General features: G+C 65.8%; 24 protein-coding genes. 18 read left to right on the top strand and 6 right to left on the bottom strand.

From position 1 onward, the window contains the following. The first annotated feature begins 5 nt into the window (after window positions 1-5). The 3 genes from AC0GNO_RS11485 to AC0GNO_RS11475 all read left to right on the top strand — a co-directional run bounded on the left by AC0GNO_RS11485 (window position 6) and on the right by AC0GNO_RS11475 (window position 2,318). The gene (locus AC0GNO_RS11485; RefSeq protein WP_472903988.1) at window positions 6-1,160 is read left to right on the top strand and encodes a JmjC domain-containing protein; all 1,155 of its coding nucleotides are present in this window, start codon (window positions 6-8) and stop codon (window positions 1,158-1,160) included. 34 nt (window positions 1,161-1,194) lie between these two features. Beyond that, the gene (locus AC0GNO_RS11480) at window positions 1,195-1,728 is read left to right on the top strand and encodes a hypothetical protein (RefSeq protein ID WP_472903987.1); all 534 of its coding nucleotides are present in this window, start codon (window positions 1,195-1,197) and stop codon (window positions 1,726-1,728) included. Window positions 1,729-1,967: 239 nt separating this feature from the next. Further along, window positions 1,968-2,318: a hypothetical protein gene (locus AC0GNO_RS11475; RefSeq protein ID WP_472889106.1), complete on the top strand. Its 351-nt coding sequence runs from the start codon at window positions 1,968-1,970 to the stop codon at window positions 2,316-2,318. 101 nt (window positions 2,319-2,419) lie between these two features. On the opposite strand, the gene bamC is transcribed toward AC0GNO_RS11475, so the two are convergent. From bamC to AC0GNO_RS11450, 5 genes are all read right to left on the bottom strand, one after another. Continuing rightward, window positions 2,420-3,559 (bottom strand): outer membrane protein assembly factor BamC, encoded by a 1,140-nt coding sequence (gene bamC / locus AC0GNO_RS11470; protein WP_472903986.1) that lies wholly within the window; start codon window positions 3,557-3,559, stop codon window positions 2,420-2,422. Window positions 3,560-3,607: 48 nt separating this feature from the next. Then, window positions 3,608-4,507, bottom strand: a complete 900-nt coding sequence (gene dapA / locus AC0GNO_RS11465) for a 4-hydroxy-tetrahydrodipicolinate synthase (RefSeq protein ID WP_472903985.1) — start codon at window positions 4,505-4,507, stop codon at window positions 3,608-3,610. Window positions 4,508-4,589: 82 nt separating this feature from the next. Continuing rightward, a complete protein-coding gene (locus AC0GNO_RS11460) occupies window positions 4,590-5,144 on the bottom strand; it encodes a class I SAM-dependent methyltransferase (RefSeq protein WP_472889103.1) in 555 nt (184 codons plus the stop codon). Further along, window positions 5,144-5,272, bottom strand: coding sequence for a hypothetical protein (locus AC0GNO_RS11455; protein WP_472889102.1), 129 nt, complete (start codon window positions 5,270-5,272; stop codon window positions 5,144-5,146). The genes AC0GNO_RS11460 and AC0GNO_RS11455 overlap by 1 nt, the downstream gene beginning before the upstream one ends. Continuing rightward, entirely contained in the window at window positions 5,269-6,510 is a 1,242-nt protein-coding gene (locus AC0GNO_RS11450) for an MFS transporter (protein ID WP_472889101.1), read from the bottom strand. The genes AC0GNO_RS11455 and AC0GNO_RS11450 overlap by 4 nt, the downstream gene beginning before the upstream one ends. A gap of 166 nt (window positions 6,511-6,676) precedes the next feature. Here AC0GNO_RS11450 and AC0GNO_RS11445 point away from each other — a divergent pair, with 166 nt between their 5' ends. The 8 genes from AC0GNO_RS11445 (at window position 6,677) to AC0GNO_RS11410 (ending at window position 16,545) form a co-directional block, all read left to right on the top strand. Continuing rightward, entirely contained in the window at window positions 6,677-8,647 is a 1,971-nt protein-coding gene (locus AC0GNO_RS11445) for a DNA topoisomerase IV subunit B (protein WP_472889100.1), read from the top strand. A gap of 92 nt (window positions 8,648-8,739) precedes the next feature. Next, entirely contained in the window at window positions 8,740-9,456 is a 717-nt protein-coding gene (locus tag AC0GNO_RS11440; protein ID WP_472903984.1) for a lytic transglycosylase domain-containing protein, read from the top strand. A 23-nt stretch (window positions 9,457-9,479) separates the two neighbouring features. Next, entirely contained in the window at window positions 9,480-11,825 is a 2,346-nt protein-coding gene (gene parC, locus AC0GNO_RS11435; protein WP_472903983.1) for a DNA topoisomerase IV subunit A, read from the top strand. Continuing rightward, on the top strand, window positions 11,825-12,004 hold the full coding sequence (locus tag AC0GNO_RS11430; protein ID WP_472889097.1) for a hypothetical protein: 180 nt from the start codon (window positions 11,825-11,827) through the stop codon (window positions 12,002-12,004). Before parC ends, AC0GNO_RS11430 begins: the two co-directional genes overlap by 1 nt. A 40-nt stretch (window positions 12,005-12,044) precedes the next feature. Continuing rightward, window positions 12,045-13,322, top strand: coding sequence for an alanine racemase (locus AC0GNO_RS11425; RefSeq protein ID WP_472903982.1), 1,278 nt, complete (start codon window positions 12,045-12,047; stop codon window positions 13,320-13,322). A 204-nt stretch (window positions 13,323-13,526) separates the two neighbouring features. Beyond that, on the top strand, window positions 13,527-14,069 hold the full coding sequence (locus tag AC0GNO_RS11420) for a phasin family protein (protein WP_472889095.1): 543 nt from the start codon (window positions 13,527-13,529) through the stop codon (window positions 14,067-14,069). A gap of 464 nt (window positions 14,070-14,533) precedes the next feature. After that, entirely contained in the window at window positions 14,534-15,358 is an 825-nt protein-coding gene (locus AC0GNO_RS11415; protein ID WP_472903981.1) for a hypothetical protein, read from the top strand. Further along, window positions 15,355-16,545, top strand: a complete 1,191-nt coding sequence (locus AC0GNO_RS11410; RefSeq protein WP_472903980.1) for a hypothetical protein — start codon at window positions 15,355-15,357, stop codon at window positions 16,543-16,545. Before AC0GNO_RS11415 ends, AC0GNO_RS11410 begins: the two co-directional genes overlap by 4 nt. 116 nt (window positions 16,546-16,661) lie before the next feature. Here AC0GNO_RS11410 and AC0GNO_RS11405 read toward each other — a convergent pair whose 3' ends face one another. After that, window positions 16,662-17,132, bottom strand: a complete 471-nt coding sequence (locus tag AC0GNO_RS11405; protein ID WP_472903979.1) for a RidA family protein — start codon at window positions 17,130-17,132, stop codon at window positions 16,662-16,664. 77 nt (window positions 17,133-17,209) lie between these two features. Between AC0GNO_RS11405 and AC0GNO_RS11400 the strand changes: the two genes are divergently transcribed. From AC0GNO_RS11400 to AC0GNO_RS11370, 7 genes are all read left to right on the top strand, one after another. After that, the gene (locus AC0GNO_RS11400; protein ID WP_472903978.1) at window positions 17,210-18,724 is read left to right on the top strand and encodes a DNA recombination protein RmuC; all 1,515 of its coding nucleotides are present in this window, start codon (window positions 17,210-17,212) and stop codon (window positions 18,722-18,724) included. An 8-nt stretch (window positions 18,725-18,732) separates the two neighbouring features. Continuing rightward, window positions 18,733-19,893, top strand: a complete 1,161-nt coding sequence (locus AC0GNO_RS11395) for an MFS transporter (protein ID WP_472904016.1) — start codon at window positions 18,733-18,735, stop codon at window positions 19,891-19,893. A gap of 91 nt (window positions 19,894-19,984) precedes the next feature. Continuing rightward, window positions 19,985-22,819, top strand: a complete 2,835-nt coding sequence (locus AC0GNO_RS11390; RefSeq protein WP_472903977.1) for a monovalent cation/H+ antiporter subunit A — start codon at window positions 19,985-19,987, stop codon at window positions 22,817-22,819. Next, window positions 22,816-23,202, top strand: a complete 387-nt coding sequence (locus AC0GNO_RS11385; RefSeq protein WP_472889089.1) for a Na+/H+ antiporter subunit C — start codon at window positions 22,816-22,818, stop codon at window positions 23,200-23,202. The genes AC0GNO_RS11390 and AC0GNO_RS11385 overlap by 4 nt, the downstream gene beginning before the upstream one ends. Then, window positions 23,202-24,875, top strand: coding sequence for a monovalent cation/H+ antiporter subunit D (locus AC0GNO_RS11380; protein ID WP_472889088.1), 1,674 nt, complete (start codon window positions 23,202-23,204; stop codon window positions 24,873-24,875). The genes AC0GNO_RS11385 and AC0GNO_RS11380 overlap by 1 nt, the downstream gene beginning before the upstream one ends. Then, window positions 24,872-25,423 (top strand): Na+/H+ antiporter subunit E, encoded by a 552-nt coding sequence (locus AC0GNO_RS11375; RefSeq protein ID WP_472889087.1) that lies wholly within the window; start codon window positions 24,872-24,874, stop codon window positions 25,421-25,423. The genes AC0GNO_RS11380 and AC0GNO_RS11375 overlap by 4 nt, the downstream gene beginning before the upstream one ends. Further along, window positions 25,420-25,695, top strand: coding sequence for a K+/H+ antiporter subunit F (locus AC0GNO_RS11370; protein ID WP_305362505.1), 276 nt, complete (start codon window positions 25,420-25,422; stop codon window positions 25,693-25,695). Before AC0GNO_RS11375 ends, AC0GNO_RS11370 begins: the two co-directional genes overlap by 4 nt. Window positions 25,696-25,699: the final 4 nt, after the last annotated feature.

The following is a 25,699-nucleotide window of genomic DNA, read 5'->3' as shown; positions in this document are numbered from 1 at the left end:
GTCCCATGACCCAAGCCAACCCCTCCAGCCCCAAAACCTTTGGCCCCGACATGCCCCGCGAAATGCTCGGCGGTCTTTCGCCCGCGCAATTCATGCGCCGTTATTGGCAGAAAAAGCCTTTGCTGATTCGCAATGCCTTTCCGGACTTCAAACCGTTTGTGAATCGCCAGGCGCTGTTTGCCATGGCCGCCGATGAAGCGGTCGAGTCGCGTTTGATCGTGCACAAATCCGCGGGCTGGCAGCTCAGACACGGACCTTTTGCCCGCACGGCTTTTCCACCGCTGAAGCAGAAGCGCTGGAGCTTGCTGGTGCAGGGTGTGGATCTGCACCTGGACGTGGCTCACGAGTTGCTGCAGCGCTTCCGCTTCGTGCCCGATGCGCGCCTGGACGACCTGATGATTTCCTGGGCCAGCGATGGCGGTGGCGTGGGCCCGCACTTTGACAGCTACGACGTGTTCCTGCTGCAGGCCAGCGGTCAACGTCACTGGCGCATCGGACGCCAGAAAGACCTTTCGCTGGAGCCGAACGTGCCGCTCAAGATCCTGAGCAACTTCGAGCCTGAAGAGGAGCACCTGCTCAACCCCGGCGACATGCTGTACCTGCCACCGCGCTGGGCGCACGACGGTGTGGCCGTGGGTGACGACTGCATGACCTACTCGGTGGGCTTCCGCGTGCCGCAGCGCGGAGGACTGGCTGGTGAATTGCTGCAGCGCATGGCCGATGAGTTCGACGACGCCACGCTGTACCGCGACCCGGCGCAGCCCGCCACCGCCACGCCAGCGGCCATGCCGCCCGCGCTTGAGGCCTTTGCGGCCGATGGCCTGCAGCGTCTGCTGGCCGAGCGCGAGTCGCTCGCCTGTGCGCTGGGCGAGGTGATGACCGAGCCCAAGCCCCGCGTCTGGTTCGAAGAACCCGAGTCAGACTGGACGCCTGGCCCCTTGGCGCTGGATCGCCGCACGCGCATGATGTACGACGACCGCCACGTGTTCATCAATGGCGAGAGTTTCCGCGCCGGCGGTGCGGATGCACGCCTGATGCGCACGCTGGCCGACCAGCGCTGCCTGGATGCCCGCCAGGCGGGACGCGCCAGCACCGATGCGCAGGCGTTGCTGCAGGACTGGTTTGAAGCCGGCTGGCTGCACCGTGTGGTGGCCAGCTGATCCGTTCTGTCGTTCCGAATACGGAGGTGAGGTCATGAGTCAAGAATCCGAATCAGAGTCCGAATCAGGCATGGGAACACCCGCGCAGGCGCTGCCGCTGGGGCGAATGGAGGGCCGCCAGGTCTTTGCCGATCTGGTTCGACAGGCCATGGTCTGCGCTGCCAGGGAGGGCTGGTCGCACATTGTCTTGAGCGATTCGGACTTCGCGGACTGGCCATTGGGCGAACGGGTGGTGGTCGATGCCCTGCAGGCCTGGGCCGGTCGCGGGCGCCACATCCAGTTCATGGCGCGGGACTTCGGGCCGCTGCGCCAGCTGCACCCCCGCCTGGTGCAGTGGCGCGTCACGTGGTCGCATCTGGTGCAGGCCCACGCTTGCACCAGTTTGGTGGGGACCGAGTTGCCCAGTGCGATCTGGTCACCCGGCTGGACCCTGGAGCGGCTCGATTCCCTGCGCTGCACGTTGGTGGCCAGCGTGGATGCCCGACGGCGTTTGGCCCTGAAAGAGCGGCTGGACACCTGTTGGGCCATGGGCAGCCCATCGTTTGCGGCTACCACGCTGGGTTTGTGAGCTTTCGTAGTGGAGTTTTCTGCTTTCGCAACACTTTCTTGTGAGAAAAAGAAAAAGATGCCGAGGGTAAATGCGGATTCATTTTTCCAGCTATGATTTCAATCCAGTCTGGAAGCCGGGTCTCAATAGGTTGTCTGACTGGGTCAACCGAGCTCGAATCCTTGATTCGGGTTTTTTTTTTTGGTTGATTCAAAATCATTATTTGAAGTTTGTTCATCCTCATCCATAGGAACACTGTCATGAAAAAATCTATCCTCCTCGCCAGCCTGCTCGCCGCCGTGGCCCTGACCGCTTGCGGCAAAAAGGAAGAAGCCGCCATCACGATCCCCGAGCCTGCAGCCGCGGTTGATGCCGCCAAGGACGCAGCTGCTGCCACCACCGACGCTGCTGCCGCTGCGGGCGCCGCCACTGTTGACGCCGCTGCCGCTGCTGGCGCTGCCACTGTTGATGCCGCCAAGGATGCAGCTGCTGCCACCACCGACGCCGCCGCTGCCGCTGCAGACGCTACCAAGGACGCCGCCGCTGCCGCCGCTGATGCAGCCACCGCCGCTGCCGAAGCGGCCAAGGCTGCTGCAAAGCCCGCTCAGTGATCTGATGGGTCTGTCGGGCTTTTGGCCCGGCCATGAAGAAAGCCGCCCGAAGGCGGCTTTCTTCGTTGGGTGCCCAGGCCGGGCACTGAGGACGGTGACGCCTACTTGAGGTCGTCGGCAAGCAGCTGGACGATGCGCTGGGCGGTGGCGGATGCTTCAGGCTGGCCCTGTTCGTTGAGCACGGAGACCGTGCTGCTGTTGCCACTGCTCTGCACCTTCACGCGGTACTTGGCCGGTGTGGCCTGGGGTGCTGAGCTCGAAAAGAGGCGGCCGAAGAAACCGGGTTTCCGGGCGTCGGCCGCGGTCGTGGGCACGTAACGCACGAAGTAGACACCCTGGGTGCGATCGCGGTCTTCGACCGTGAAACCGGTGCGGTCCAGCGTCAGGCCGACACGGCGCCAGGCCCGGTCAAAGTCGTCATCGAGCTGGACCACAGGTTGCTGGCCCAGCAAGGTCACCTTGGCGGCGGCCTGGACGGGCGTTGCGGCCGCAATGGCCTGGGCCTGTGCTTCGCTCACGCCGAGCTTGACCATCAGGCGGCGCAGGAACTCGGTTTCCAGCTCGGGATCGGTGGGCCGGGGCTGCCACACGGTCTGGTCTTTCTGGCTGCTGGTGTAGACCTCGGCCATGCCGCGGTGGCTGATGAATATCTCGGTTCCGCCGGCGGCGTTGCGTTCCAGCCGGGTGCGGAACTTGTCGCGTTCTCCGGTGGAATACAGGTTCTCGAACACCCGGCCAATCGTGCTGCGGATGAAGTCTTGCGGAATCTTGGCGCGGTTCTCGGCCCAGTCGGTTTCCATGATGCCGAGTTTTTCTTGGTCCAGTTCCAGCAGGAAGCCGTTTTCCTTCCAGAAGTCGGTCACCGGTGTCCACAGTTGTTCGGCCGGACGGTTCACCACCAGCCAGCGCTGGTTGCCCGCGCGTTCAATGCGCACGTCGCCCACCGAGGAGACCGCCGTGGCGCCGGGCGTGACCGCCGCCTGGGCCGCCTGCTGGCCGCTCGCGGTCACCGCAGCGCCCGGGACGTTGTAGCGCGAGTCGCGGCTGAGCTGCGTCAGATCGGGCGGCACATCCAGGGTGCTGCCACGCTGGGCACTCTTGTAGTCGATCTTGTCTTCCTGCAGTATGGTGCAGCCACTCGCCAGCAGGGCGGCCACGGCGATCAAGCCAATGCGGCCCAGAGGGCGCGAGGCGAGGGGCGATGCCGTGAGGGGTGTCGGGCGTTTTGAAGTGACTTGCATGAGCGGACTCGGGGTTCGGAAGAAATGGGGAAGTCGGGCGGGCAACGTTCAATCGATCAGGCCACTGTCTTTGAGCGCCCCTTCGACCAGGGGTTCCAGGGCGCGGGACATCGGCGTGAGCGGCAGGCGCATGGTTTCCGAGCACAGACCCATGCGGGCCATGGCCCACTTGAGCGGGATCGGGTTGGCTTCAACAAACAGGTTCTTGTGCACCGGCATCAGGCGCAGCTGGATGTCCATGGCCTTGCGCGTGTTGCCCGCGATGGCGGCCACGCAGAGCTCGTGCATGAGGCGCGGCGCGATGTTGGCCGTCACGCTCACATTGCCCTGGCCGCCGCAGAGCATCAGCGCCACGGCGGTCGGATCGTCACCGGAGTAGATCGCAAAGCCTTCGGGCGCTTCGCGGATCAGCCACTGGGCGCGCTCGATGTTGCCGGTGGCTTCCTTGATGCCGACGATGCCCGGCACCTGCGCCAGGCGCAGGGCGGTTTCAACCGACATGTCCGCCACGCTGCGGCCGGGCACGTTGTACAGCACGATGGGCAGGTCGCCGGTGGCTTCGGCGATGGCCTTGAAATGCTGGTACTGGCCTTCTTGCGTGGGCTTGTTGTAGTAGGGCACGACCTGCAACTGGCAGTCGGCGCCGACACTGCGCGCGAATTTCGCCAGTTCGATCGCCTCGGCGGTCGAATTGGCGCCGCAGCCGGCCATGATGGGCACGCGCTTCTCACCGTGGGTCTTGGCCTGCTCCACCGAGACTCGGATGATCTCGCAGTGCTCTTCGACCGTGACCGTGGGCGACTCGCCGGTGGTGCCGACCACGCCAATGCAGTCCGTGCCCTCGGCGATGTGCCAGTCGATCAGCTTGCGCAGGGTGGGGTAGTCCACGCTGCCGTCGGTGTTCATGGGCGTGACCAAGGCCACGATGCTGCCGGTAATGGGTTTCATAAGCGATGGGCTCAAGAGGTGGGCACCTGCCTGTTGGCCTCTGTGCAGAGGCCGCCATCAGCGGGCGCGCGAATCTGACATTCTACCCAGAGGCATCCAGCGGATACCGCGCGGGCAGGGCGGACGGATCCGGGTGTTTTCGCACCGCCGCGATACGTTGAACGAAGCGCTCGGGCCGGTCGGTGAAGCCGTCTTCATAGGCCACGATGTGCAGACCAGCGCAGGCACGCAGCAACTCGCCGGGCTGCAACAGGAAATCGGGCCGCGAGGGCTTGCCCACGGTTTCATTGCCGGCGGCAAAGGTTTCATAGAGCAGCACGCCACCCGGCGCCACGCTGTCCACGATTTGAGGCAGCAGGGGGCGCCAGAGGTAGTTGGTTACCACCACCGCGTCGAACTGTTCGTCCGCAAAGGGCCAGGGGCCGCTCTCGATGTCGGCTTCGACGGCACGACCGAGCCTTGCCACCGCCGCAATGGCCTCGGCAGAGCGGTCGACACCGGTGACCGTGTGGCCCCGCTCCGCAAACCAGCGCAGGTGGCGCCCATGCCCGCAGGCCACGTCTAGCACCCTGCCGCCGGGCGGCACGAGATGCGACCAGCGGCTGATCCAGGCAGAAGGCGCTTCGGTGCCGTGCATCAGAAACAGCTCCAGAGCTGGTCCGCCAGGTTCACCAGGAAATCCGGCCGGTTGTAGAGCGCGAGCGTGGCCAGCAGGGCCAGCGCCACGCCGGCCCATACAAATGCCTTGACCACCAAGGGCTTCACGCGGCCGCTCCCACGCGCTGCGGACCGCGGGTGATGGGCGACTCGCGCACGGGCAGATTGACCAGCGCGGCGAACACGCCCAGCGCGATCGAGATGTACCAGACGATGTTGTAACTCCCGGTCCGGTCGTACAGCACGCCGCCCAGCCAGACGCCCATGAAACTGCCGATCTGGTGGCTGAAGAACACGAAACCGCCGAGCATGGAGAGGTGTGCCACACCGAAAATCTGCGCCACCACCGCGTTGGTCGGCGGAATGGTGGACAGCCAGAGTACGCCCATGACGGCGGAAAACACATACACGCTGGCGGGCGACAGCGGCACGATCAGGAAGACGCTGATCGCCACCGCACGCGCCAGGTAAATGAAGGCCAGGATATGGCGCTTGGGCATGTGCTGGCCCAGGGCACCTGCGGCGTAGGTGCCGATCACGTTGAACAGGCCGATCAGCGCCAGCGCATAGCTCGCCACCTGGGGCGACAGACCGTTGTCTTTCAGGTAGCTCGGCATGTGCACACCGATGAACACCACCTGGAAGCCGCAGACGAAATAGCCCGCCATCAGCAGCTGGAAGCTGCGGTATTTGAAGGCCTCGCGCAGCGCCTGGAGAATGGTCTGTTCGCGCTTGGGCGCCACGCCACCCACAAAACCCGGCTCGCGCAAAAACAGCGCCAGCGGCATGATCAGCAGCACCGCTGCGCCCAGGAACAGCAGCGCCTCCTGCCAGCCGAACGCGCTGATGAGCCAGCCTTCGACCGGCACCATGAGGAACTGGCCGAACGAGCCGGCCGCGGCCGCCACGCCCATGGCCCAGGAGCGCTTTTCGGCCGGGATCTGGCGCCCGATCACGCCGTAGATCACGGCGTAGGTGGTGCCGGCCTGGGCCGCACCGATCAGCACACCCGCGGTGAGCGCAAAGGTCAGCGGTGTGGGCGAGAGCGCCATGCCCGCCAGACCCAGCGCGTAAAGCACCGCGCCCACCAGCAGCACGCGGAAGGCGCCAAAGCGGTCGGCCGCCATGCCGGCAAAAATGCCGAACAGGCCCCAGGAGAGGTTCTGGATGGCCAGCGCAAAGGCGAAGTTCTCACGCGTCCAGCCCATTTCCTGGGTGATCGGCAGCAGCCAGAGGCCGAAACCGTGGCGCACGCCCATGGACAGGGTGACGATGGCAGCGCCGCAGGCCAGCACCTGGAACGCAGAAAGACGGGGGGGCGACGCGGCGGCCGGGGAAGAAGTCATCCCGAGACTGTAGCGAATCCGGCCTTTCGGTGGGTGTCACCCCGGCGCGTGGGGTCATGAAATCGGCGGCCATGATTGATGCGCAGCGCGAATCGGTAGAGGTGGCAGGTGTTTGGTCTGTAATTGCATCCAGTGTTTTTGGACGGGGCGCATACAATCCGCCCCCATGGCGACCCAATCCACGAACGAATATTCAGAAGGCTCCATCCGTGTCCTCAAGGGACTGGAGCCGGTGAAACAGCGTCCGGGCATGTACACCCGGACCGACAACCCGCTGCACATCATCCAGGAAGTGCTGGACAACGCGGCCGACGAAGCGCTCGCCGGACACGGCAAAAAGATCAAGGTCACGCTGCACACCGACCACTCGGTGAGCGTGGAAGACGACGGCCGTGGTATCCCCTTCGGCCTGCACCCGGAAGAAAAAGCCCCGGTGGTCGAGCTGGTCTTCACCCGCCTGCACGCCGGGGGCAAGTTCGACAAGGGCAAGGGCGGTGCCTACAGCTTCTCCGGCGGCCTGCACGGCGTGGGTGTGAGCGTGACCAACGCGCTCTCGACACGGCTCGAAGTCACCAGCTACCGCGAAGGCCAGGTGGCCAGGCTCGCGTTTTCCGCGGGCGACGTGATCGAACAGCTGGTGATGACGCCCAAAGGCGAGGGCGACCGCAGGCAGGGCACCACGGTGCGCGCCTGGCCCGATCCGAAGTACTTCGAATCCGCCGCTTTGCCCATGACCGAACTCACCCACCTGCTGCGCAGCAAGGCGGTGCTGATGCCGGGCGTGACGGTGACCCTGGTCAACGAAAAGACCAAGGACACGCAGACCTGGCTCTACAAGGGCGGCCTGCGCGACTACCTGCAGCAGACGCTCAACGGTGACCCGGTGATCCCGCTGTTCGAAGGCGACGGTTTCGCCGATGCCAAAGACGACAACTTCGCCGATGGCGAGGGCGCCTCGTGGTGCGTGGCCTTCACCGAAGACGGCCAGGCCGTGCGCGAAAGTTACGTCAACCTGATCCCCACCAGCGCCGGCGGCACGCACGAAAGCGGTCTGCGCGACGGTCTGTTCCAGGCGGTCAAGGGCTTCATCGAGCTGCACGCGCTCTTGCCCAAAGGCGTGAAGCTGCTGCCCGAAGACGTGTTCGCCCGCGCTTCGTATGTGTTGAGCGCCAAGGTGCTGGACCCGCAGTTCCAGGGCCAGATCAAGGAGCGCCTGAACTCACGCGACGCCGTGCGCCTGGTCGGCAGCTTCGTGCGCCCGGCGCTCGAACTCTGGCTCAACCAGCACGTGGACTACGGCAAGAAACTCGCCGAACTCGCCATCAAGGCCGCGCAGTTCCGCCAGAAAGCCGGCCAGAAGGTCGAAAAACGCAAGGGATCGGGCGTGGCTGTGCTGCCCGGCAAGCTGACCGACTGCGAAAGCAGGGACCTGGCGCACAACGAGGTGTTCCTGGTCGAGGGCGACTCGGCCGGCGGAAGTGCCAAGATGGGCCGCGACAAGGAAAGCCAGGCCATCCTGCCACTGCGCGGCAAGGTGCTCAACACCTGGGAGGTCGAGCGCGACCGCCTGTTCGCCAACAACGAAATCCACGACATTTCGGTCGCCATCGGCATCGACCCGCATGGCCCGCTGGACACGCCCGACATGAGTGGTCTGCGCTACGGCAAGGTCTGCATCCTGAGCGACGCCGACGTCGACGGCTCGCACATCCAGGTGCTGCTGCTCACGCTGTTCTTCCGCCACTTCCCCAAGCTCATCGAGGCCGGCCATGTCTACGTGGCGCGCCCGCCGCTGTTCCGTGTGGACGTGCCCGCGCGCGGCAAGAAGCCTGCGGTCAAGCAGTACGCGCTCGACGAGGGCGAACTGCACGCCATCCTGGACAAGGCCGAAAAAGACGGCGTGGCGCGCGACAAGTGCCAGATCAGCCGCTTCAAAGGCCTGGGCGAGATGAACGCCGAGCAGCTCTGGGACACCACGCTCAACCCGGACACCCGCCGCCTCATGCAGGTCAACCTGGGCACGCTGGACTTCGCCGGCACCGAAGCGCTCATCACCAAGCTCATGGGCAAGGGCGAGGCCGCTTCGCGCCGCGAGCTGATGGAGCTGCACGGCGATTCGGTCGAGGTGGACGTGTGAGACAAAGCCCCCAAGCGTCTCTCCACCTTCGGTGCAGAGCCGGGGCTCCGCCGCTGCGTGGGTCGCTGCGCCGCTGGCTGCAGGGCACCGCCATGGCGGTGGTGCTCTCGCTGTCTGCACCCGCCTGGGCCGAGATCTGGGGCTATGTGGACCGGCACGGTGAGTCCCACTTTGCCGACCACCAGGTCGATCGCCGCTACGAACTGTTTTACCGGGGTGGCCAGCGCCCGGGCAAGAAGTCGTCCAGCATCACACCGGGCGCCGCCTATGCGCCGCGGCTGCAGGCCCGGTTCGCGGTGTCCACGTCTTACAAGGCGGTGCGCCACCTGATCCGCGAGGCCGCCACGGCGCACGGGCTCGAATACGAGTTGCTCAAAGCCGTGATCGCCACCGAGTCGGGCTTCAATGCCCGCGCGGTCAGTCCCAAAGGCGCGGTCGGCCTGATGCAGCTCATGCCCGACACCGCCAAGCGCTTTGGCGTCAGGCCCAGTCGTGCCGAAACCCTGCAGGAGCGGCTCACCGATCCGCGCACCAACATCCTCGCCGGTGCCAGCTACCTGGCCTGGCTGTTCAAGCACTTCGATGGCAACACCGAGCTCGCGCTCGCCGCCTACAACGCGGGCGAAGGCGCGGTGCTGCGCGCCGGCCGCCGCATCCCGAACTACCGCGAAACCCGTGACTACGTGCGCAAGGTGACGCAGTTGCACCAGAATCTCCTTCCGCCGCGTGCCTTGTTGCGCCAGCGAACGGCCACCACTTCAACCGTCAACGCGCCGTTGCAGAGCCCGCTGAAAACGGCCCAACTGTGAACCGGCGTTGAATCAATTTCTCCATGGACATCCTCACTCCCGAACTCCCGCTGGGCCTGCCCGGCGAGCCTGAAGCCGACAACCTCGCCACCTACGCGCAACGCGCCTACCTCGAATACGCCCTTTCTGTCGTCAAGGGCCGTGCCCTGCCCGACGTGTGCGATGGCCAGAAGCCGGTGCAGCGCCGCATCCTCTACGCCATGGACCGCATGGGGCTGGGCTACAGCGGCAACACCGCCGCCAAGCCGGTCAAGAGCGCGCGCGTGGTCGGCGACGTGCTCGGCAAATACCACCCGCACGGCGACAGCGCCGCGTATGACGCGCTGGTGCGCATGGCGCAGGACTTCTCGCAGCGCTACCCCCTGATCGACGGCCAGGGCAACTTCGGCAGCCGCGACGGCGACGGCGCCGCCGCCATGCGCTACACCGAAGCGCGCCTGGCCAGGATCACCGGCCTGCTGCTCGACGAGATCGACCAGGGCACGGTGGACTTCATCCCCACCTACGACGGCTCGTTCGAAGAGCCGAAGCAACTGCCCGCGCGCCTGCCGTTCAACCTGCTCAATGGCGCCAGCGGCATTGCCGTGGGCCTGGCCACCGAAATCCCCAGCCACAACCTGCGCGAGGTGGCCGACGCCTGCGTGGCGTTGATCAAGACGCCCAAGCTCAGCGACGAGGAGCTGTTCGCCATCATCCCCGGCCCTGACTACCCCGGCGGCGGCCAGATCATCAGCCCGGCCGGTGACATCGCCGACGCCTACCGCAGTGGCCGCGGCAGCCTGAAAGTGCGCGCGCGCTGGAAGATCGAAGACCTCGCGCGCGGCCAGTGGCAACTCGTGGTGAACGAGCTGCCGCCCGGCGTGAGCACCCAGCGCGTGCTGGAAGAGATCGAAGAGATCACCAACCCCAAGGTGAAGGCCGGCAAGAAGGCGCTGAGCCAGGACCAGACGCAGCTGAAAGCCAGCATGCTCATGGTGCTGGACGTGGTGCGCGACGAATCGAGCAAAGACGCACCCGTGCGCCTGGTGTTCGAGCCCAAGAGCAGCCGCATCGAACAGCAGGAACTCATCACCGCATTGCTGGCCCACACCAGCCTGGAAAGTTCGTCGCCGATCAACCTGACCATGATCGGCCTGGACGGGCGGCCGACGCAGAAGAGCCTGCGGCTCATGCTGAGCGAGTGGATCGAGTTCCGCCAGTCCACCATCGTGCGCCGCACGCAGCACCGCCTGAACAAGGTGCTCGACCGCATCCACATCCTCGAAGGCCGGCAGCTCGTGCTGCTGAACATCGACGAGGTGATCCGCATCATCCGCCACAGCGACGAGCCCAAGCCCGCGCTGATCGCGGCCTTCAAGCTCAGCGACCGGCAGGCCGAAGACATCCTTGAAATCCGTCTGCGCCAGCTGGCCCGGCTGGAATCCATCAAGATCGAACAGGAGCTCAAGGACCTGCGCGAAGAGCAGGGCAAGCTGGAAGACATCCTGGGCAACCCGGCCAGCTTGAAGCGCCTGATGGTCAAGGAGATCGAGGCCGATGCCAAGACCTTTGCGGACGCGCGCCGCACGCTGATCCAGACCGAAAAAAAGGCCGTGGCCGAAATCAAGGTGGTGGACGAGCCTGTCACGGTCGTCATCTCCAGCAAGGGCTGGGTGCGTGCGCGCACCGGCCACGGCCACGAGGCCGGCAGCTTCGCGTTCAAGGCGGGCGATGGCCTGTACGGCACGTTCGAGTGCCGTACGGTGGACCTGCTCATTGTCTTTGGCAGCAACGGCCGTGTGTACTCGGTGCCCGTGGCCAGCCTGCCCGGCGCACGGGGCGACGGCCAGCCCATCACCACGCTGATCGAACTCGAAAGCGGCACACAACCGCTGCACTACTTCGCCGGCACGGCCAGTGCCACGCTGCTGCTCAGCGGCACCGGTGGCTACGGCTTCCTGGCGACGGTGGAAAACCTGGTGTCGCGCCAGCGAGCCGGCAAAGCCTTCATCAGCGTAGGGGAGGGCGAGACCATCTGCGCGCCTTCGCACGTGGCCAACACCTCGGGCAGTCAGCCGCTGCTGCCGGCGACGCACGTGGCCTGCGCCTCCACCGGTGGCCGCATCCTCACCTTTGAAATCTCGGAACTCAAGGCCATGGAAAAGGGCGGTCGCGGGCTCATGTTGATCGACCTCGAAGCCAAGGACACGCTCGCCGGCGCAGCGGCCTACACCCGCAGCGTGAAGATCGAAGGCATTGGCCGCGGCGGCAAGGATCGCGACGAAACGCTGGAGATCCGCAGCCTCAACAACGCCCGTGCTGCCCGCGCCCGCAAGGGCAAGGCGGCCGATCTGGGCTTCAAGCCCAACCGCGTCACACGGGTGGAGTGATGGACCTCAGCGTTTCCGGGGTGGTGGTGGCGGCGGTCAGCTTCGCCATCGCCTTCGGCATCGCCCGGGTGATCGCGGCGGTGTTGAGAAAGCGCCGCCAGGCCCGCGACGAGGCCACCGCTCAGGCCTCGCAAAGCCGTCAGGTGCGGCGCGCGCAGGCGCGCAAGAACAAGGGCTGATGGGCTCCCGCCGGGCGCAGCGCTGATGAAAGCCGTCACCATGCACAACCAACGCCCCTTCGGTCCCCACCTCAAGAGCTTCCCCATTGGGAGCGCGCCGCTCATGCGCGGGCAGGTGGCAGAACAGGACTGGCAGCTGCTGCGCGGTGACCTGGCCCTGCCGCTGGCGGTGATCAAGCAGAGCGCCTTGCAGCACAACCTGCACTGGATGCGCGACTTCTGCGCGCAGCGCGGCCTGTCCATCGCGCCGCACGGCAAGACCAGCATGTCGCCCGAACTGTGGCAGATGCAGCTGGACGCCGGCGCCTGGGGCATCAGCTTTGCCACTGTGTTCCAGGCCGCGGTGGGCGCGCGGCACGGCGTGCCGGTGCTGCTGATCGCGAACCAGGTGATCCAGCGCGCCGAGCTGGACGCGCTGGTGGTGTTGCACGCCGAGCGCCCGGCGCTGCGCTCCATGTTCCTCGTCGATTCGGTCGGGCAGGTGGACGCCATCGAAGCCTGGGCCACGGCACGCGGTTTCGCAGGCCGGTTCGAGGTGCTGCTGGAGCTGGGCATCGCTGGCCAGCGCACCGGCTGCCGCACGGCCGAAGAAGCCCGGCAGATCGCGCGGCGCATCGCTGCCAGCCCGGTGCTCCGGCTCGCCGGCATCGAGTGCTACGAAGGCACCACCGCGACCTGCGACCACACCCAGGACCGCGCCACTGTGCACGACTTGATGGACCGGGTGGACGCCGTCGCCCGCGAAGCCCTCGGGCAGGGCTGGTTCGCCCATGAAGAAATCATCCTCAGCGCCGGTGGCTCCGCCATCTTCGATCTGGTGGCCGAGCGGCTCACGCCAGACCTGGGCCGGCCGGTGCGTGGCGTGCTGCGTTCGGGCTGCTACCTCACACACGACCACCAGCGCTACACCCGTTACCTCTGCTGTGTGGCCGAGCGCCTGAACCTGCGTGAAACCCTGAAGCCCGCGCTGGAGGTGCTGGCCTGCGTGCAGAGCTGCCCCGAGCCCGGCCTGGCCCTGCTCAGCATGGGTCGGCGCGACGTGTCTCACGACCTCGATCTGCCCCTGCCGATCTGGCGCTCTGACGGGCAGGTTGGCGCGCCTCGCGGCGTGCCCACCCACTGGCGCATCGACGCGCTCAACGACCAGCACGCCTACCTGCGCTACGACGCCTCGGCCCCTGAGGAGGAATGGCCCGTGCTCGGCGAAACCGTGGCCTCCGGCATTTCGCACCCCTGCACCACGTTTGACAAATGGCGCTGGATGCCGGTGGTGGACGACGCCTACCGCGTGGTGGACGCGGTCACGACCTGGTTCTGAGCACGAGCGTCCGGCGACCTGCGATCGCCAGCGAACCCCCTGCTTTTGGGGAATGCCTCTAACATTGCTGCACTGCAGCAAAAAACGCTTGCCATCCCCGGGATTACCCGTAGAATCGCGTTCATGCTGCACTGCAACATAACTCGGTGATCCGGGACATGTTCAAGAGCGGCTCCTTCAACCCTCCACCTCAAGGAACCCGAAATGAACAACCCCGCTGAACAGATCATCGCCGCCAACAAAGCCAACATGGACGCCTTCGAAGGCGCCGCCAAGAAGGCTTACGCTGGCGTGGAAAAGCTGGTCGAGCTCAACATGGCCGCTTCCAAAGCCGCCCTGGGCGAGTCCTTCAACCACGCCAAGGCCGTGATGTCCGTCAAGACGCCCCAGGAATTCATGAGCCTGCAAGCCGCCTTCTTCCAGCCCCTGGCTGAAAAGTCGACCGCTTACTTCCAGCACGTGCAGAGCATCGCCACCGAAGGCAGTGCCGATTTCACCAAGCAGTTCGAAGCCACCGTGGCTGACGCACAGAAGGCCATCGGCGCCTCCGTGGACCAACTGGTGAAGAACGCACCGGCCGGCTCCGAAGCCGCCGTCGCCGCTCTGCAGAGCGCGCTGAGCCAGGGCCAGAAGGCTGTTGAAACGGCTCAGGCCACCATCAAGAAAGCCTCGGCCACCGCCCAGGCCAACTTCGCCGTCGCTTCCAAGCAGGCCACCGACCTGGCCAAGAAGGCTTCCAAGGTCTGATCCCGGTGTGAACGGCCTTCGGGCCGCTCCTTCCCCTAAAAAAGAGGCACTTCGGTGCCTCTTTTTTTTTTGAGCGCCCGGCATGGGCACACACCTGCGGGTGCAAGTCCCGCTGCGATCTGGTCACCGTGAGCAAAGTGAAGGGCAACGGTGAAGGGCAACTGTGTCAGGGTGACCGATCGTGGGAAGGAAACGTGGAGCGAACATCGCGCTTCGATGAACAAGAACCGCAGACAGGGTGTTGCCATGCAGGGCGAGCAGGCAAAGGACTGCAACGGGCTATGATCAATATCAGGTTGTGTAGATGCGGCGGATGTGTGATGAAGGTGGGCGCTTCTTGTCTGGATCTCTCGCCTGTACCCGCTGCTCAGTACCGCTTTCCCACTGCCGCGCCTGTCGGCTTGTCCATGACTCCGGCGCGTCGACTATTCCTCCTGTCCATGAGACTCCCGTGAGTACCGGTCATGACCTTGATCAGCATCGCCTGTGGGCAACGGGCGCTACCGAATTTCTATGTACTTCATCACCTGACCAAACGCTGGGAAGCGCGAGGCATCGTGTCAACATCAGGCCCCGTCTATGACCCCGGAGCCGATGCCTGCGTGCTTCATGTCGACAAAACCCGTCTGAACGACGCCGATGCTCCCACACCTCCTGCGGGACGGGCTGTGATCAATGGAGCGGTACGGGATATCTCCAAGAGCCTGTACTCGACCCTGCGACTTTCCCGGGATGGCGACTGGGACGGCCCGGTCATTGTGAAAACCGATCTCAACCATTTTGGTTTGCCCGAAGGTCTGGCTTGTCTTCCGCCAGAACACCACATGCCGTCCCCGCGGGTCAGGCTCACTGCCAGGCCGTGGCAACTGGCCGGCCAGTTGCCGGACCGGCACTACCCCGTGGTGCCCTCCATCCGTGATGTTCCAGGGTGGGTCTGGCGCAACCCGGCCTACATCGTTGAGCGGTTCATGCCTGAGCGTGACGGTGATCTCTACTGCATCCGGGGATGGATGTTCCTGGGCTCCTTCAGCTACGGCTGGCGGCTGCTGGGCACCGACCACATGGTCAAGGCCGGTAACCTGGTGCGGCACGAGTTCATTGACGACGTACCGGACGAACTGATCGACTTGAAGCAACGCGCGGGTTTCGATTTTGGAAAATTCGATTACGTCATGCATGAAGGCAAACCGATCGTGCTGGACCTGAACAAGACACCCGCCTACGCTGGCGACCCTGACTCTCCCAGGCTGACACACCTGTCCCGGGGCATCGAGGAATTCCTGCCATGACAAAGCCGTTGAGCTGGCTGATCGATCTGGACGCCTGGCTGCCACCGGACGCGGTCTTCATGGCCAGAACCGATTTGCACCAGACGCGCTTGCTCGGATTCCAGCCTGTCAACCTGGAAGCTGTCACTGGCATCGGACTGGGGATGTTCGGACGGCGTGCTGCAGTGCGACACCGTTCCTGTGCCACGGTGGCGTTTCTGGACCTCATGACGCTGGCCGGCCTTCGCATCGAGGAAACCACGCTGCGCTACGACACGGGCGAGGAAGCCCACGCACTGGCGCGACAGCTTGTGCAGGAGGGCCACCGGATCCTGTCCGCGTACCCCATGCCACCAGCCTTGTACGACGACAGCGCACTGCTGGTTCCGAATTCCCTGTGGCACGATCTCAACGCCAAGAGCCGGCTGCATCTTCTGGTACCGCCTCAAAACCTGGCACCCCGGCACTTGGTCAACCATGCGCAAGCCCGGCCAATGACGTTCACGTTTCCGGTCTGGCTGAAGGTGGCCGGTGATGCAGCCACGGGATGGGGCTATGCGGTCAGGTACTGTGCCGACAGCTCCAGCTACCAGGCCGCTCTTGATGAGCTGGAGGCACTCGACCCGAAAGGCACCCTGGTCATGGAGTCCCATATCAAGGTGCGCCGCAGTTGGTGCGCTTGCATTCTCGTGAGCCCCGACCAAGTGATTTACGCTGGCTGCGCCGAGCAGATCTTCGATCTACCCGGCAAGCAATCGGGTAGCTTGATCGATGCCAACGACGCGCCATCATCGAAAATGGAGGCGTTGATGACAACAATCGGAGAACGGGCACGTCAGGCCGGTTTCATTGGGATCGCCGGCTGCGATGTCGGCGAAACGGATGAAGGTCAACTCGTGGCGTTTGACCCCAACTTCCGTCTCAATGCCTCCAGCGCTCAGGTGCTGTTGCACGCCTCGGCCACCGCACGCGCCGGAGGCCACGTCACCCAATCTGTCACCTTGCGTTCTCAGCGGCGTTTGCCGGAGATGACCGCCCGGCTCGAGCGTTGGGTTGCATGTGGTCGTTTTGTGCCAACCCGGGGTCTTGATGCCCACCACCTGGCCGCGGCCCAAGGGATTTCGACCATCGCCGGTTTCGTCGTCGAACACTCCAGAGCGTCGGCAACCGATACCATGAACGAGCTGCAATCGCTGATGGTGACCTGAAAGGGACGAAACCCTGTTCGATTGAAACGAAGTGACAAACCCCAGCGATTCATTCACTTGCAGCGACCAACGGAATCAGGGCCGACCTCAAGACGGTGTGGTCAGCTTTGTCTTTTTCACCCCAGTTCGGCGATCAGCTCGATTTCCACGCATGCACCCATCGGAATCTGCGCCACGCCAAACGCGCTGCGGGCGTGGGCGCCAGCTTGGGGGCCGAAGACTTCACCCAGCAGTTCGCTGCAGCCGTTGGTGACCAGGTGCTGTTCGGTGAAGGTGCCGGTGCTGTTGACCAGGCTCATGACCTTGACGATGCGCTTCACGTCGTCCAGTGTCTTGCCGCTGACCAGGCAAGCGGCGGCGAGCGTGCCCATGAGGTCGATGGCGATGGCGCGGGCGGCGAGCTTGCCTTCTTCGGTGGTGGTGGTCAGGCCGAGCTGACCGACCCAGGGTTTGCCGTCTTTCTTGGCAATGTGGCCGCTCAGAAAGATGAGATTGCCGGTCTGCACGAAGGGCACGTAGGCGGCGGCCGGGATGGCCACGGGCGGCAGTTCGATGCCGAGTTGGGAAAGCTTGTCGTAGACGCTCATGGGGGGCTCCTGAAAATGGGATCGGGTCATTCTATAGAGCGCCCGGACGTGCCCGGGCCTCGCCGATAATCGTTCGCATGTTTGAAGCCGTGTCGTTCTGGATGGTTTTGGGTTTGCTGTTGCAGGGGTTGATCCTGCTGCTGTTGCTGTGGCTGTTGTTGCGGCGCCGTCCGGTGGACGCCGCTGAGCTGGCTCACCGCCAGTTGCTGCTGGGCTCGCTGCAAAACCAGGTGCAGCGCATGGAACACATCGAGAGCGAGCTGCGCCGCGAGATCAGCGACAGCTCGCGCGGCGGACGGCAGGAGATCCAGCAGACCCTGGCCACCTTCCAGGAAACCCTCACGCGCCAGGACGCCGAGGCCACGCGCACGCAGAACACCCAGCTCGATGCCTTTGCCCAGCAGTTGCTGCAGCTGCGCGGCACGCTGGGCGATACGCTGACGCAGCAGTTGCAGGCGATCAGCCTGGGCATGGGGCAGCAGGCGGCCGAGGCCACGCGCACGCAGAACGCGCAGATCGACGCTTTTGCCCAGCAACTGGTGCAACTGCGTGGCACCTTGGGCGACACGCTCACGCGCCAGCTGCAGGACATGAGCGAGGGCAATGCGCGCCGTCTGGCCGAGATCCGCACCACGCTGGACGGCCAGCTCGCGCAACTGCAGCAGAGCAACGCCGCCAAACTGGACGAGATGCGCGCGACCGTGGACGAGAAGCTGCAGAGCACGCTGCAGGCGCGGCTGGGCGAGAGCTTCAAGCAGGTGGCCGACCGGCTGGAGCAGGTGCACAAGGGCCTGGGCGAGATGCAGACGCTGGCGCAGGGCGTGGGCGACCTGAAACACCTGCTGACCAACGTGAAAACCCGCGGCATGTTCGGCGAAGCCCAGCTCGGCGCCCTGCTGGAGCAGGTGTTCGCGCCCGACCAGTACGCCACCCAGGTCGCCACGCGCCCGGGAAGCCGCAACGTGGTGGACTTCGCCATCAAGCTGCCGGGGCGCGGCGACGACGGTGCACCCTGCTGGCTGCCGATCGACGCCAAGTTTCCGAACGAAGACTACGAACGCCTGCTCGACGCACAGCAGCGCGCCGACGTGGACGGTGCCGAAGCGGCCGCGCGCGGGCTGGAGCAGCGCATCAGGTTCGAAGCCAAAAGCATGGCCGACAAGTACCTGGAGCCGCCGCACACCACGGACTTCGCCATCCTGTTCCTGCCCACCGAAGGGCTTTACGCCGAGGTGCTGCGTCGCCCGGGGCTGATGGAGGTGCTGCAGCGCGAATACCGTGTCACGCTGGCGGGCCCGACCACGCTGATGGCCATGCTCAATTCGCTGCAGATGGGTTTTCGCACGCTGGCGCTGGAAAAGCGCAGCAGCGAGGTCTGGCAGGTGCTGGGCGCGGTCAAGACCGAGTTCGGCAAGTTCGGCGATGTGCTGGCCAAGGTCAAGAGCCAGACGCAGACCGTGCTCAACACGCTGGACAACGCCGAGACGCGCAGTCGCGCCATGAGCCGCGCGCTCAAGACGGTGGAGGCGCTGCCGCAGGAACAGGCCAGCGCGCTGCTGCCGCTGGACCCCAACGACCGCGGGGAGGTTTGAGCACGCGCCTGCGAGTCGGGCTGGCGCGCCTGATCGTGGCGCAAGTCAGCCTGCACGCCTGCATGACCGGCTTTCGCATGGCCGCGCCGCTGATGGCGCTGCGCGAAGGTCATAGCGCTGCGGCGGTGGGCATGCTGCTGGCGCTGTTTGCGCTGGCCCAGGTGTTCCTGGCGCTGCCCGCCGGGCGCTACGCCGACCGGCGCGGGCTCAAAAAACCGTTTGCCCTGTCCATCGGCACGGCCACGCTGGGCGCAGCGGCTGCGGTGGCCTGGCCGGTGTTCCCCGTGTTGTGCCTGACGGCGCTGGCCTGCGGCGCGGCCACGGGCCTGGCCATGATCGCGCTGCAGCGCCACGTGGGCCGGATGGCCACGAACGCCACCGAACTCAAGCAGGTGTTCAGCTGGATGGCGATCGGGCCATCCATCTCCAACTTCCTTGGGCCGTTCGCGGCCGGCTTGATGATCGACGCCTGGGGTTTCAGGGCGGCCTACCTGCTGCTGGCTCTGCTGCCGTCGCTGGCCTGGTTCTGGGTGCGCAGCGTGGTGGAGCACGAGCCGTTGGCGCCCGCCCAGCGCGGCGCCAGCGGTTCTTCGTGGAACCTGCTGCGCCAGCCCGACTTCCGGCGCCTCATGCTGATCAACTGGCTGTTGTCCTCGTGCTGGGATGTGCACACTTTTCTGGTGCCGGTGATCGGCCACGAGCGCGATCTCAGCGCTACGGTGATCGGCTCGATCCTCGGTGCGTTCGCGCTGGCGGCCACGGCGATCCGGCTGGCCATGCCCTGGCTGGCGGCCCATCTGCGCGAGTCGGTGGTGATCGGCACGGCCATGGTGGTGACGGCGCTCCTGTTTTCGGTCTACCCGCTGGTCCATGCGGCCTGGGCCATGGGCGCCCTGTCCATCGGCCTGGGACTGGCGCTGGGGTCGGTGCAACCCATGATCATGAGCACGCTGCACCAGATCACACCCCACCATCGCCATGGCGAGGCCCTGGGCCTGCGGGCCATGGCCATCAATGGCTCCAGTGTGGTGATGCCGCTGCTGTTCGGATCGGCCGGTGTGGTGGTCGGCGTGGCCGGTGTGTTCTGGGCGGTGGGCGTGGTGGTGGGACTGGGTTCGCGTCTGGCCTGGACCTTGCGGCCGACGCTGAGCGAACCTGAGAGGCACTGAGTTTGCGCCCGCGCAAAAGCGGATCGACGGCCTGTCGGGAGGCTCGGCGCGTGAGCCTTTTAGAATCGCAGGCCAACCTGAAAGAAGAGCCGTGCTGTTATTGATCGTGTTGTTGCCACTTTTACTGGGCACCGCAGCCACATTCTGGCTCGGCCCGAGGTCCCGTCTGTTGACCGCCCTGGCGGCCGGCGCGGTCACCGCTGCCAGCCTGGCCGTGCTGCTGAGCCATGCGCCTGCGGTGATGGCGGGCGAGACGGTGCGCAACGCCTGGACCTGGGTGCCCGAGATCGGGCTGAACCTGACGTTCCGGCTGGACGGCCTCTCTCTGCTGTTTGCTGGGCTGATCCTGTTCATCGGCCTGCTGATCGTGCTCTACGCGCACTTCTACCTGAGCCCGAAGGATTCGGCGGGCAAGTTCTTCAGCGAGATGATGCTGTTCATGGCGGCCATGCTGGGTGTGGCGCTGTCGGACAACCTGCTGTTGCTGGTGGTGTTCTGGGAGCTCACCAGCCTGTCGTCTTTCCTGCTGATCGGCTTCTGGAGCCACCGCGCCGATGCGCGGGCCGGAGCGCGCCAGGCGCTGGCCGTGACCGGCGGCGGTGGTCTGGCGATGCTGGGCGGCTTCGTGTTGCTGGGTCAGATCGCGGGCACCTACGAGTTGAGCGAGATGGTGGGCCGTGTGGCCATGATCCAGGCCGATCCGATGTTTGTGCCGGCGCTGCTGCTGATCCTGCTCGGCGCCTTCACCAAGAGCGCGCAATTCCCGTTTCACTTCTGGCTGCCCGACGCCATGGCCGCCCCCACGCCGGTGTCGGCCTACCTGCATTCGGCCACCATGGTGAAGGCGGGCGTGTTCCTGCTGATGCGCATGTACCCGGTGCTGGCGGGTTCGGGCTGGTTCGAGGTGATCGTCACCGTGGCAGGTCTGGCCACGGTGCTGTTCGCGGCCTTCATCGCCCTTTTCAAGCACGACCTCAAGGGACTGCTGGCATATTCGACCGTGAGCCACCTGGGCCTGATCGTCTTCCTGATCGGGCTGGGTTCACCGCTGGCCGCCGTGGCCGCGGTGTTCCACGTGCTCAACCACGCCACCTTCAAGGCCTCGCTGTTCATGATCGCGGGCATCGTCGACCACGAAACGCATTCGCGCGACATGCGCCAGCTCGGCGGCCTCTACAAGCTCATGCCCTGGACGGCCACGCTCTCGATGGTGGCGGCCGCGTCGATGGCGGGCGTGCCGCTGACCAACGGTTTCCTGTCCAAGGAAATGTTCTTCACCGAAGCAGTGGTGGGCACGGCGGGCATCTGGAGCTGGGTGGTGCCGGCGCTGGTGACGCTGGCGGGCGTGTTCAGCGTGGCCTATTCGCTGCGCTTCGTTCACGACACGTATTTCAACGGGCCGCTGGGCGACGTGCCGAACACGCACCCGCACGAGCCGCCGCTGGGCATGAAGCTGCCAGCAATGCTGCTGGTGTCGATGTGCATCGTGGTGGGCCTGTTGCCGGCCATCACCTTCGGGCCGCTGGTGCACGTGGCGGCCACGGCCCTGGTGGGCCAGCCGCTGCCCGAGTACCACCTGGCGATCTGGCACGGCTTCAACCTGCCGCTGCTGATGAGCGCGATCGCGCTGGCCGCGGGCATCGGTTTGTACCTGCTGCTGGCACGCGGCAAGCGCATGCACCGCATCGAGTCCGAGGCCTGGTTCGGACCGGCCACCGGGCGGCAGATCTTCGACGGTGTGATCGACGGGTTGTTTTCGCTCGCCGGGCGCATTTCCATCCGCCTGGAGACCGGCTCACTGCAGCGCTACCTGGTCTGGCTGATCGGTGCGGCGGTGGTGGCCGCGGCGACGCAGCTGGTGGGCCGGGGCATCGGTGCCGGCACGCGCGAACTGCTGCCCGCCTCGCCGCTGGCCATTGCCGTGTGGTTGCTGCTGTTCGCCGCTTGTGCGGCGATCGCGCTCACGCACCACCAGCGTTTTCAGGCCGTGGTGCTGGTCGGCGTGGTCGGGCTGGTGACTTCGCTCACCTTCGTGAGCCTGTCGGCGCCCGATCTGGCGCTGACGCAGCTCTCCGTCGAGGTGGTGTCCACCGTGCTGCTGCTGATGGGACTGGCCTTGTTGCCGCAACACTCGCCGCGCGAATCGTCGGCGCTGCGCCGTGCGCGCGATGGCGTGCTGGCGCTGGCCGGCGGCGCGGGCATGGCCTGGGTGGCCTGGGTGCTGCTCACGCGCAACCACGATTCCATCTCCTGGTACTTTCTGGAAAAATCGCTGCCCGTGGGCGGCGGCACCAACGTGGTCAACGTGATCCTGGTGGACTTCCGGGGCTACGACACCTTTGGCGAGATCACCGTGCTGGGCATCGCGGCCATCGGTGTGCTCGCGCTCATGGACGGCATGCGCAGCCGCAGGCCACTGGCCGACCCGCAAGGCCTGGCCTGGACCTTTGCGGCCCAGCCGCTGATGCTGCGCGTGGCGGCTTCGGTGGTGTTGCCGCTGGCGCTGGTGTTCACGCTCTACATCTTCATGCGCGGCCACAACCTGCCCGGTGGGGGGTTCATTGCCGGCCTGATCACCGCGGTGGCGCTGGTGCTGCAGTTCATGGCGCTGGGCCAGGCCAGGGCGGAGGCGATGTTGCGCGCGCAGGCCGGGCGCCGCTTCGTGCGCTGGATCGGCGCCGGCCTGTCCATCGCCGGGCTGACCGGTGCAGGCGCCTTCCTGTGGAGCCGACCTTTCCTCACCAGCGCCCACGGGCATCCGCATGTGCCGCTGCTGGGTGAACTCCCGCTGGCCTCGGCTGCTCTGTTCGATCTCGGGGTCTATCTCACGGTGGTGGGTGCGACCCTGCTGACCATCTCGGTGCTGGGCTCGGTGAGCCGGGAAGGCACACCCACCCACACCGCTTCGGCCGGAGGCCAGTCATGAGCATGGAATTTTTGCTGGCCACGGGCATCGGTTTTGTCACCGCCTGCGCCATCTACCTGATGTTGCGCGGGCGCAGTTTCCCGGTGGTGCTGGGGCTTTCGCTGTTCGGTTACGCGGTCAACGTGTTCATCTTCGTGATGGGTCGGCTGTGGACCAATGCCCAGCCGATCCTCGTGGGCGAAGGGCTGGTGGCCGACCCGCTGCCTCAGGCACTGGTGCTCACGGCCATCGTGATCGGCTTTGCCACCACCGGCTTCGTGATCGAGCTGGCGCTGCGCAACCGCCATGAAAGCGGCAGCGACCACGTGGACGGCCATGAACCTGGACACGCCACGGGCTACCAGCCGGCGGCCCGATCGGCCCGCAACGGGGAGCGCAGCTGATGACGGATGCGATCCTGGCTTTCTGGCTGCAACACGCACCGGTGCTCTCGGTCCTGCTGCCGTCGTTCACCGCGATGGGTCTGCTGCTGCTGGGTGACTTCGGTGGCATGGCGGGACAGGGCGGCGGGCACGGCAGCGCCCGGGTGCGCTGGCGTCGCCGCCTGAGCCTGGCGTCGGTGCTGCTCGGCACGGTGATGGCGGCCGGGCTGGTCTGGCGCGCGGCCAGCGGCGAGCTGCTGGTGTACCAGTTGGGTGAATGGTCGGCGCCGTTCGGCATCGTGCTGGTGCTCGACCGGCTCTCGGCCCTGATGGTGTTTCTGACCTACCTGGTGGCAGCGCCTGTGCTCTGGTACGCCACCGGCGGCTGGGACATGCGCGGACGCCACTTTCACGCCATCTTCCACTTCCAGTTGATGGGTCTGAGCGGCGCGTTCCTGACCGGTGACCTGTTCAACCTGTTCGTGTTTTTTGAAGTGCTGCTGATCGCTTCCTACGTGCTGCTGCTACACGGCCAGGGCCGGGAGCGGATGCGCATGGGTGTGCACTACGTGGTGCTCAACCTCGCGGGTTCGGGCCTGTTCCTGATCGGGCTGGCGATGATCTACGCCGTGACGGGCACGCTGAACATGGCCGATCTGGCCTTGCGCGTGGCACAGCTCACAGGTGACTCTGCACTGATCGCGCGGGCGGCCGCGCTGGTGCTGCTGGTGGTGTTCGGCCTCAAGGCCGCGCTGGTGCCGCTGTACTTCTGGCTGCCCGGCACCTACGCCTCGGCCAGTGCGCCGGTGGCGGCGCTGTTTGCCATCATGACCAAGGTCGGTGTCTACAGCATCATCCGCACGCACTGGGGCATCTTCGGTGTCGAGGCGGGCGAGGCCAGTCTGGCGGCGCAGGCCTGGCTGCTGCCGCTGGCGCTGAGCACCAGCGTGCTCGGTGCGCTGGGTGCACTGGCGGCGCACACCATGGGCCGCATGGTCGCCTACCTCACCGTGTCATCGGTCGGCACCATCCTCGCCGGTGTGGGTCTGTTCACGCCCGAGACGCTGTCGGCTGCGCTGTATTACACGCTGCACAGCACCATCGTGATCGCGGGCCTGTTCCTGCTGGTCGAGCTGGTGGCCGCACAGCGCGGCGAGGCGGGCGACAAGCTGCGCCCGGCGGTGGCCGTGCGCGAACCGGTGCTGCTGGGCATGATGATGCTGTTCGGTGCCGCATCGGCTTCCGGGCTGCCGCCGCTGCCGGGCTTTCTGGGCAAGCTGATGATCCTGCAGAGCGCTTCGGGACTGGCGGCGCAGGCCTGGGTCTGGAGCGTGGTGCTGGTGGTGGGCTTCTTCACCATCGTGGGCCTGGCGCGCGCCGGGGTGATCGTGTTCTGGCACATTCAGCCCGACGGCGAGCTGCCGAGTGTCGCGTCGGGTTCCAGCGCCAAGCTGCTCTCGGCCGCCTGGGCCTTCATGGCCATCACGGTGGCGTTGGCGGTGCTGGCATCGCCGGTCAAGCGCTACACCGATGAGGCGGCCTTGCAACTGGCCGATACCGCCGCCTACGCCGAAGCGGTGCTGGGCTCGCAAGGCGGTGCGCGTGCCAACACAGCGCGGCCTTACGACGGCTCCCGCAACGCCACCCCCGCCCAGCCTGCCGCCGAGTCGGTGCCCGCGAAGGTCCTGCCATGAACCCGAATTCACCCAACGTCAACAACAGCGGCAAGCGCTACCCGTCGACCGGCTGGTTCGCCCACCCGGTGCTGTCGGTGCTGCTGGGGGTGAGCTGGCTCGCGCTCTCGCACAGCCTGGAGCCGGTGCACCTGCTCTCGGCCGTGTTGATCGGGCTGGTCATTCCGCGCCTGCTGCAGCCGTTCCTGACGCAGGCCAGCGTGATCCACTGGCCGACCGCCATCCGCCTGCTGGGCGTGGTGTTGTGGGACATCGTGGTTTCCAACATCGTGGTGGCCAAGCTGGTGCTCGGGCCACTGAACCGCATGCAACCCGGCTGGATTCCGGTTCCGCTGGCCTGCAACCACCACCGCGTCAACGTCCTGTTTGCCAGCATCATCACGACCACACCGGGCACCGTGTCGGCGGTGATCAACGAGGAACAGGGCGTGATTCTGGTGCATGCGCTCAATTGCGACGATCCGGCCGCGATGGCCGCCGACATGAAGAACCGCTACGAAGCGCCGCTGTTGCGCGCCTTCCACCTCCAACCGGGGAGCCAAACATGAATGTGCTCGATATTGCGCTGAACATCGGCATCGGTGCGGTGACACTGGCGGTGTTGTTGTGCGCCGTGCGCCTGACGCGCGGTCCCACCATCACCGACCGCGTGCTCGCGCTGGACACGCTCTACATGAACGCGGTGGCGCTGATCGTGCTGCTGGGTATCCGCTGGAACACGGCGCTGCTGTTTGAAGGCGCGCTGCTGGTGGCCATGCTGGGCTTTGCCTCGACGGTGGGACTGGCGCGCTACCTCAGCCGTGGCGACGTGGTGGAATGAACGG

It is taken from the genome of Hydrogenophaga sp. L310, from assembly GCF_055703065.1.
This window is presented reverse-complemented; position numbering and strand designations above follow the sequence as displayed.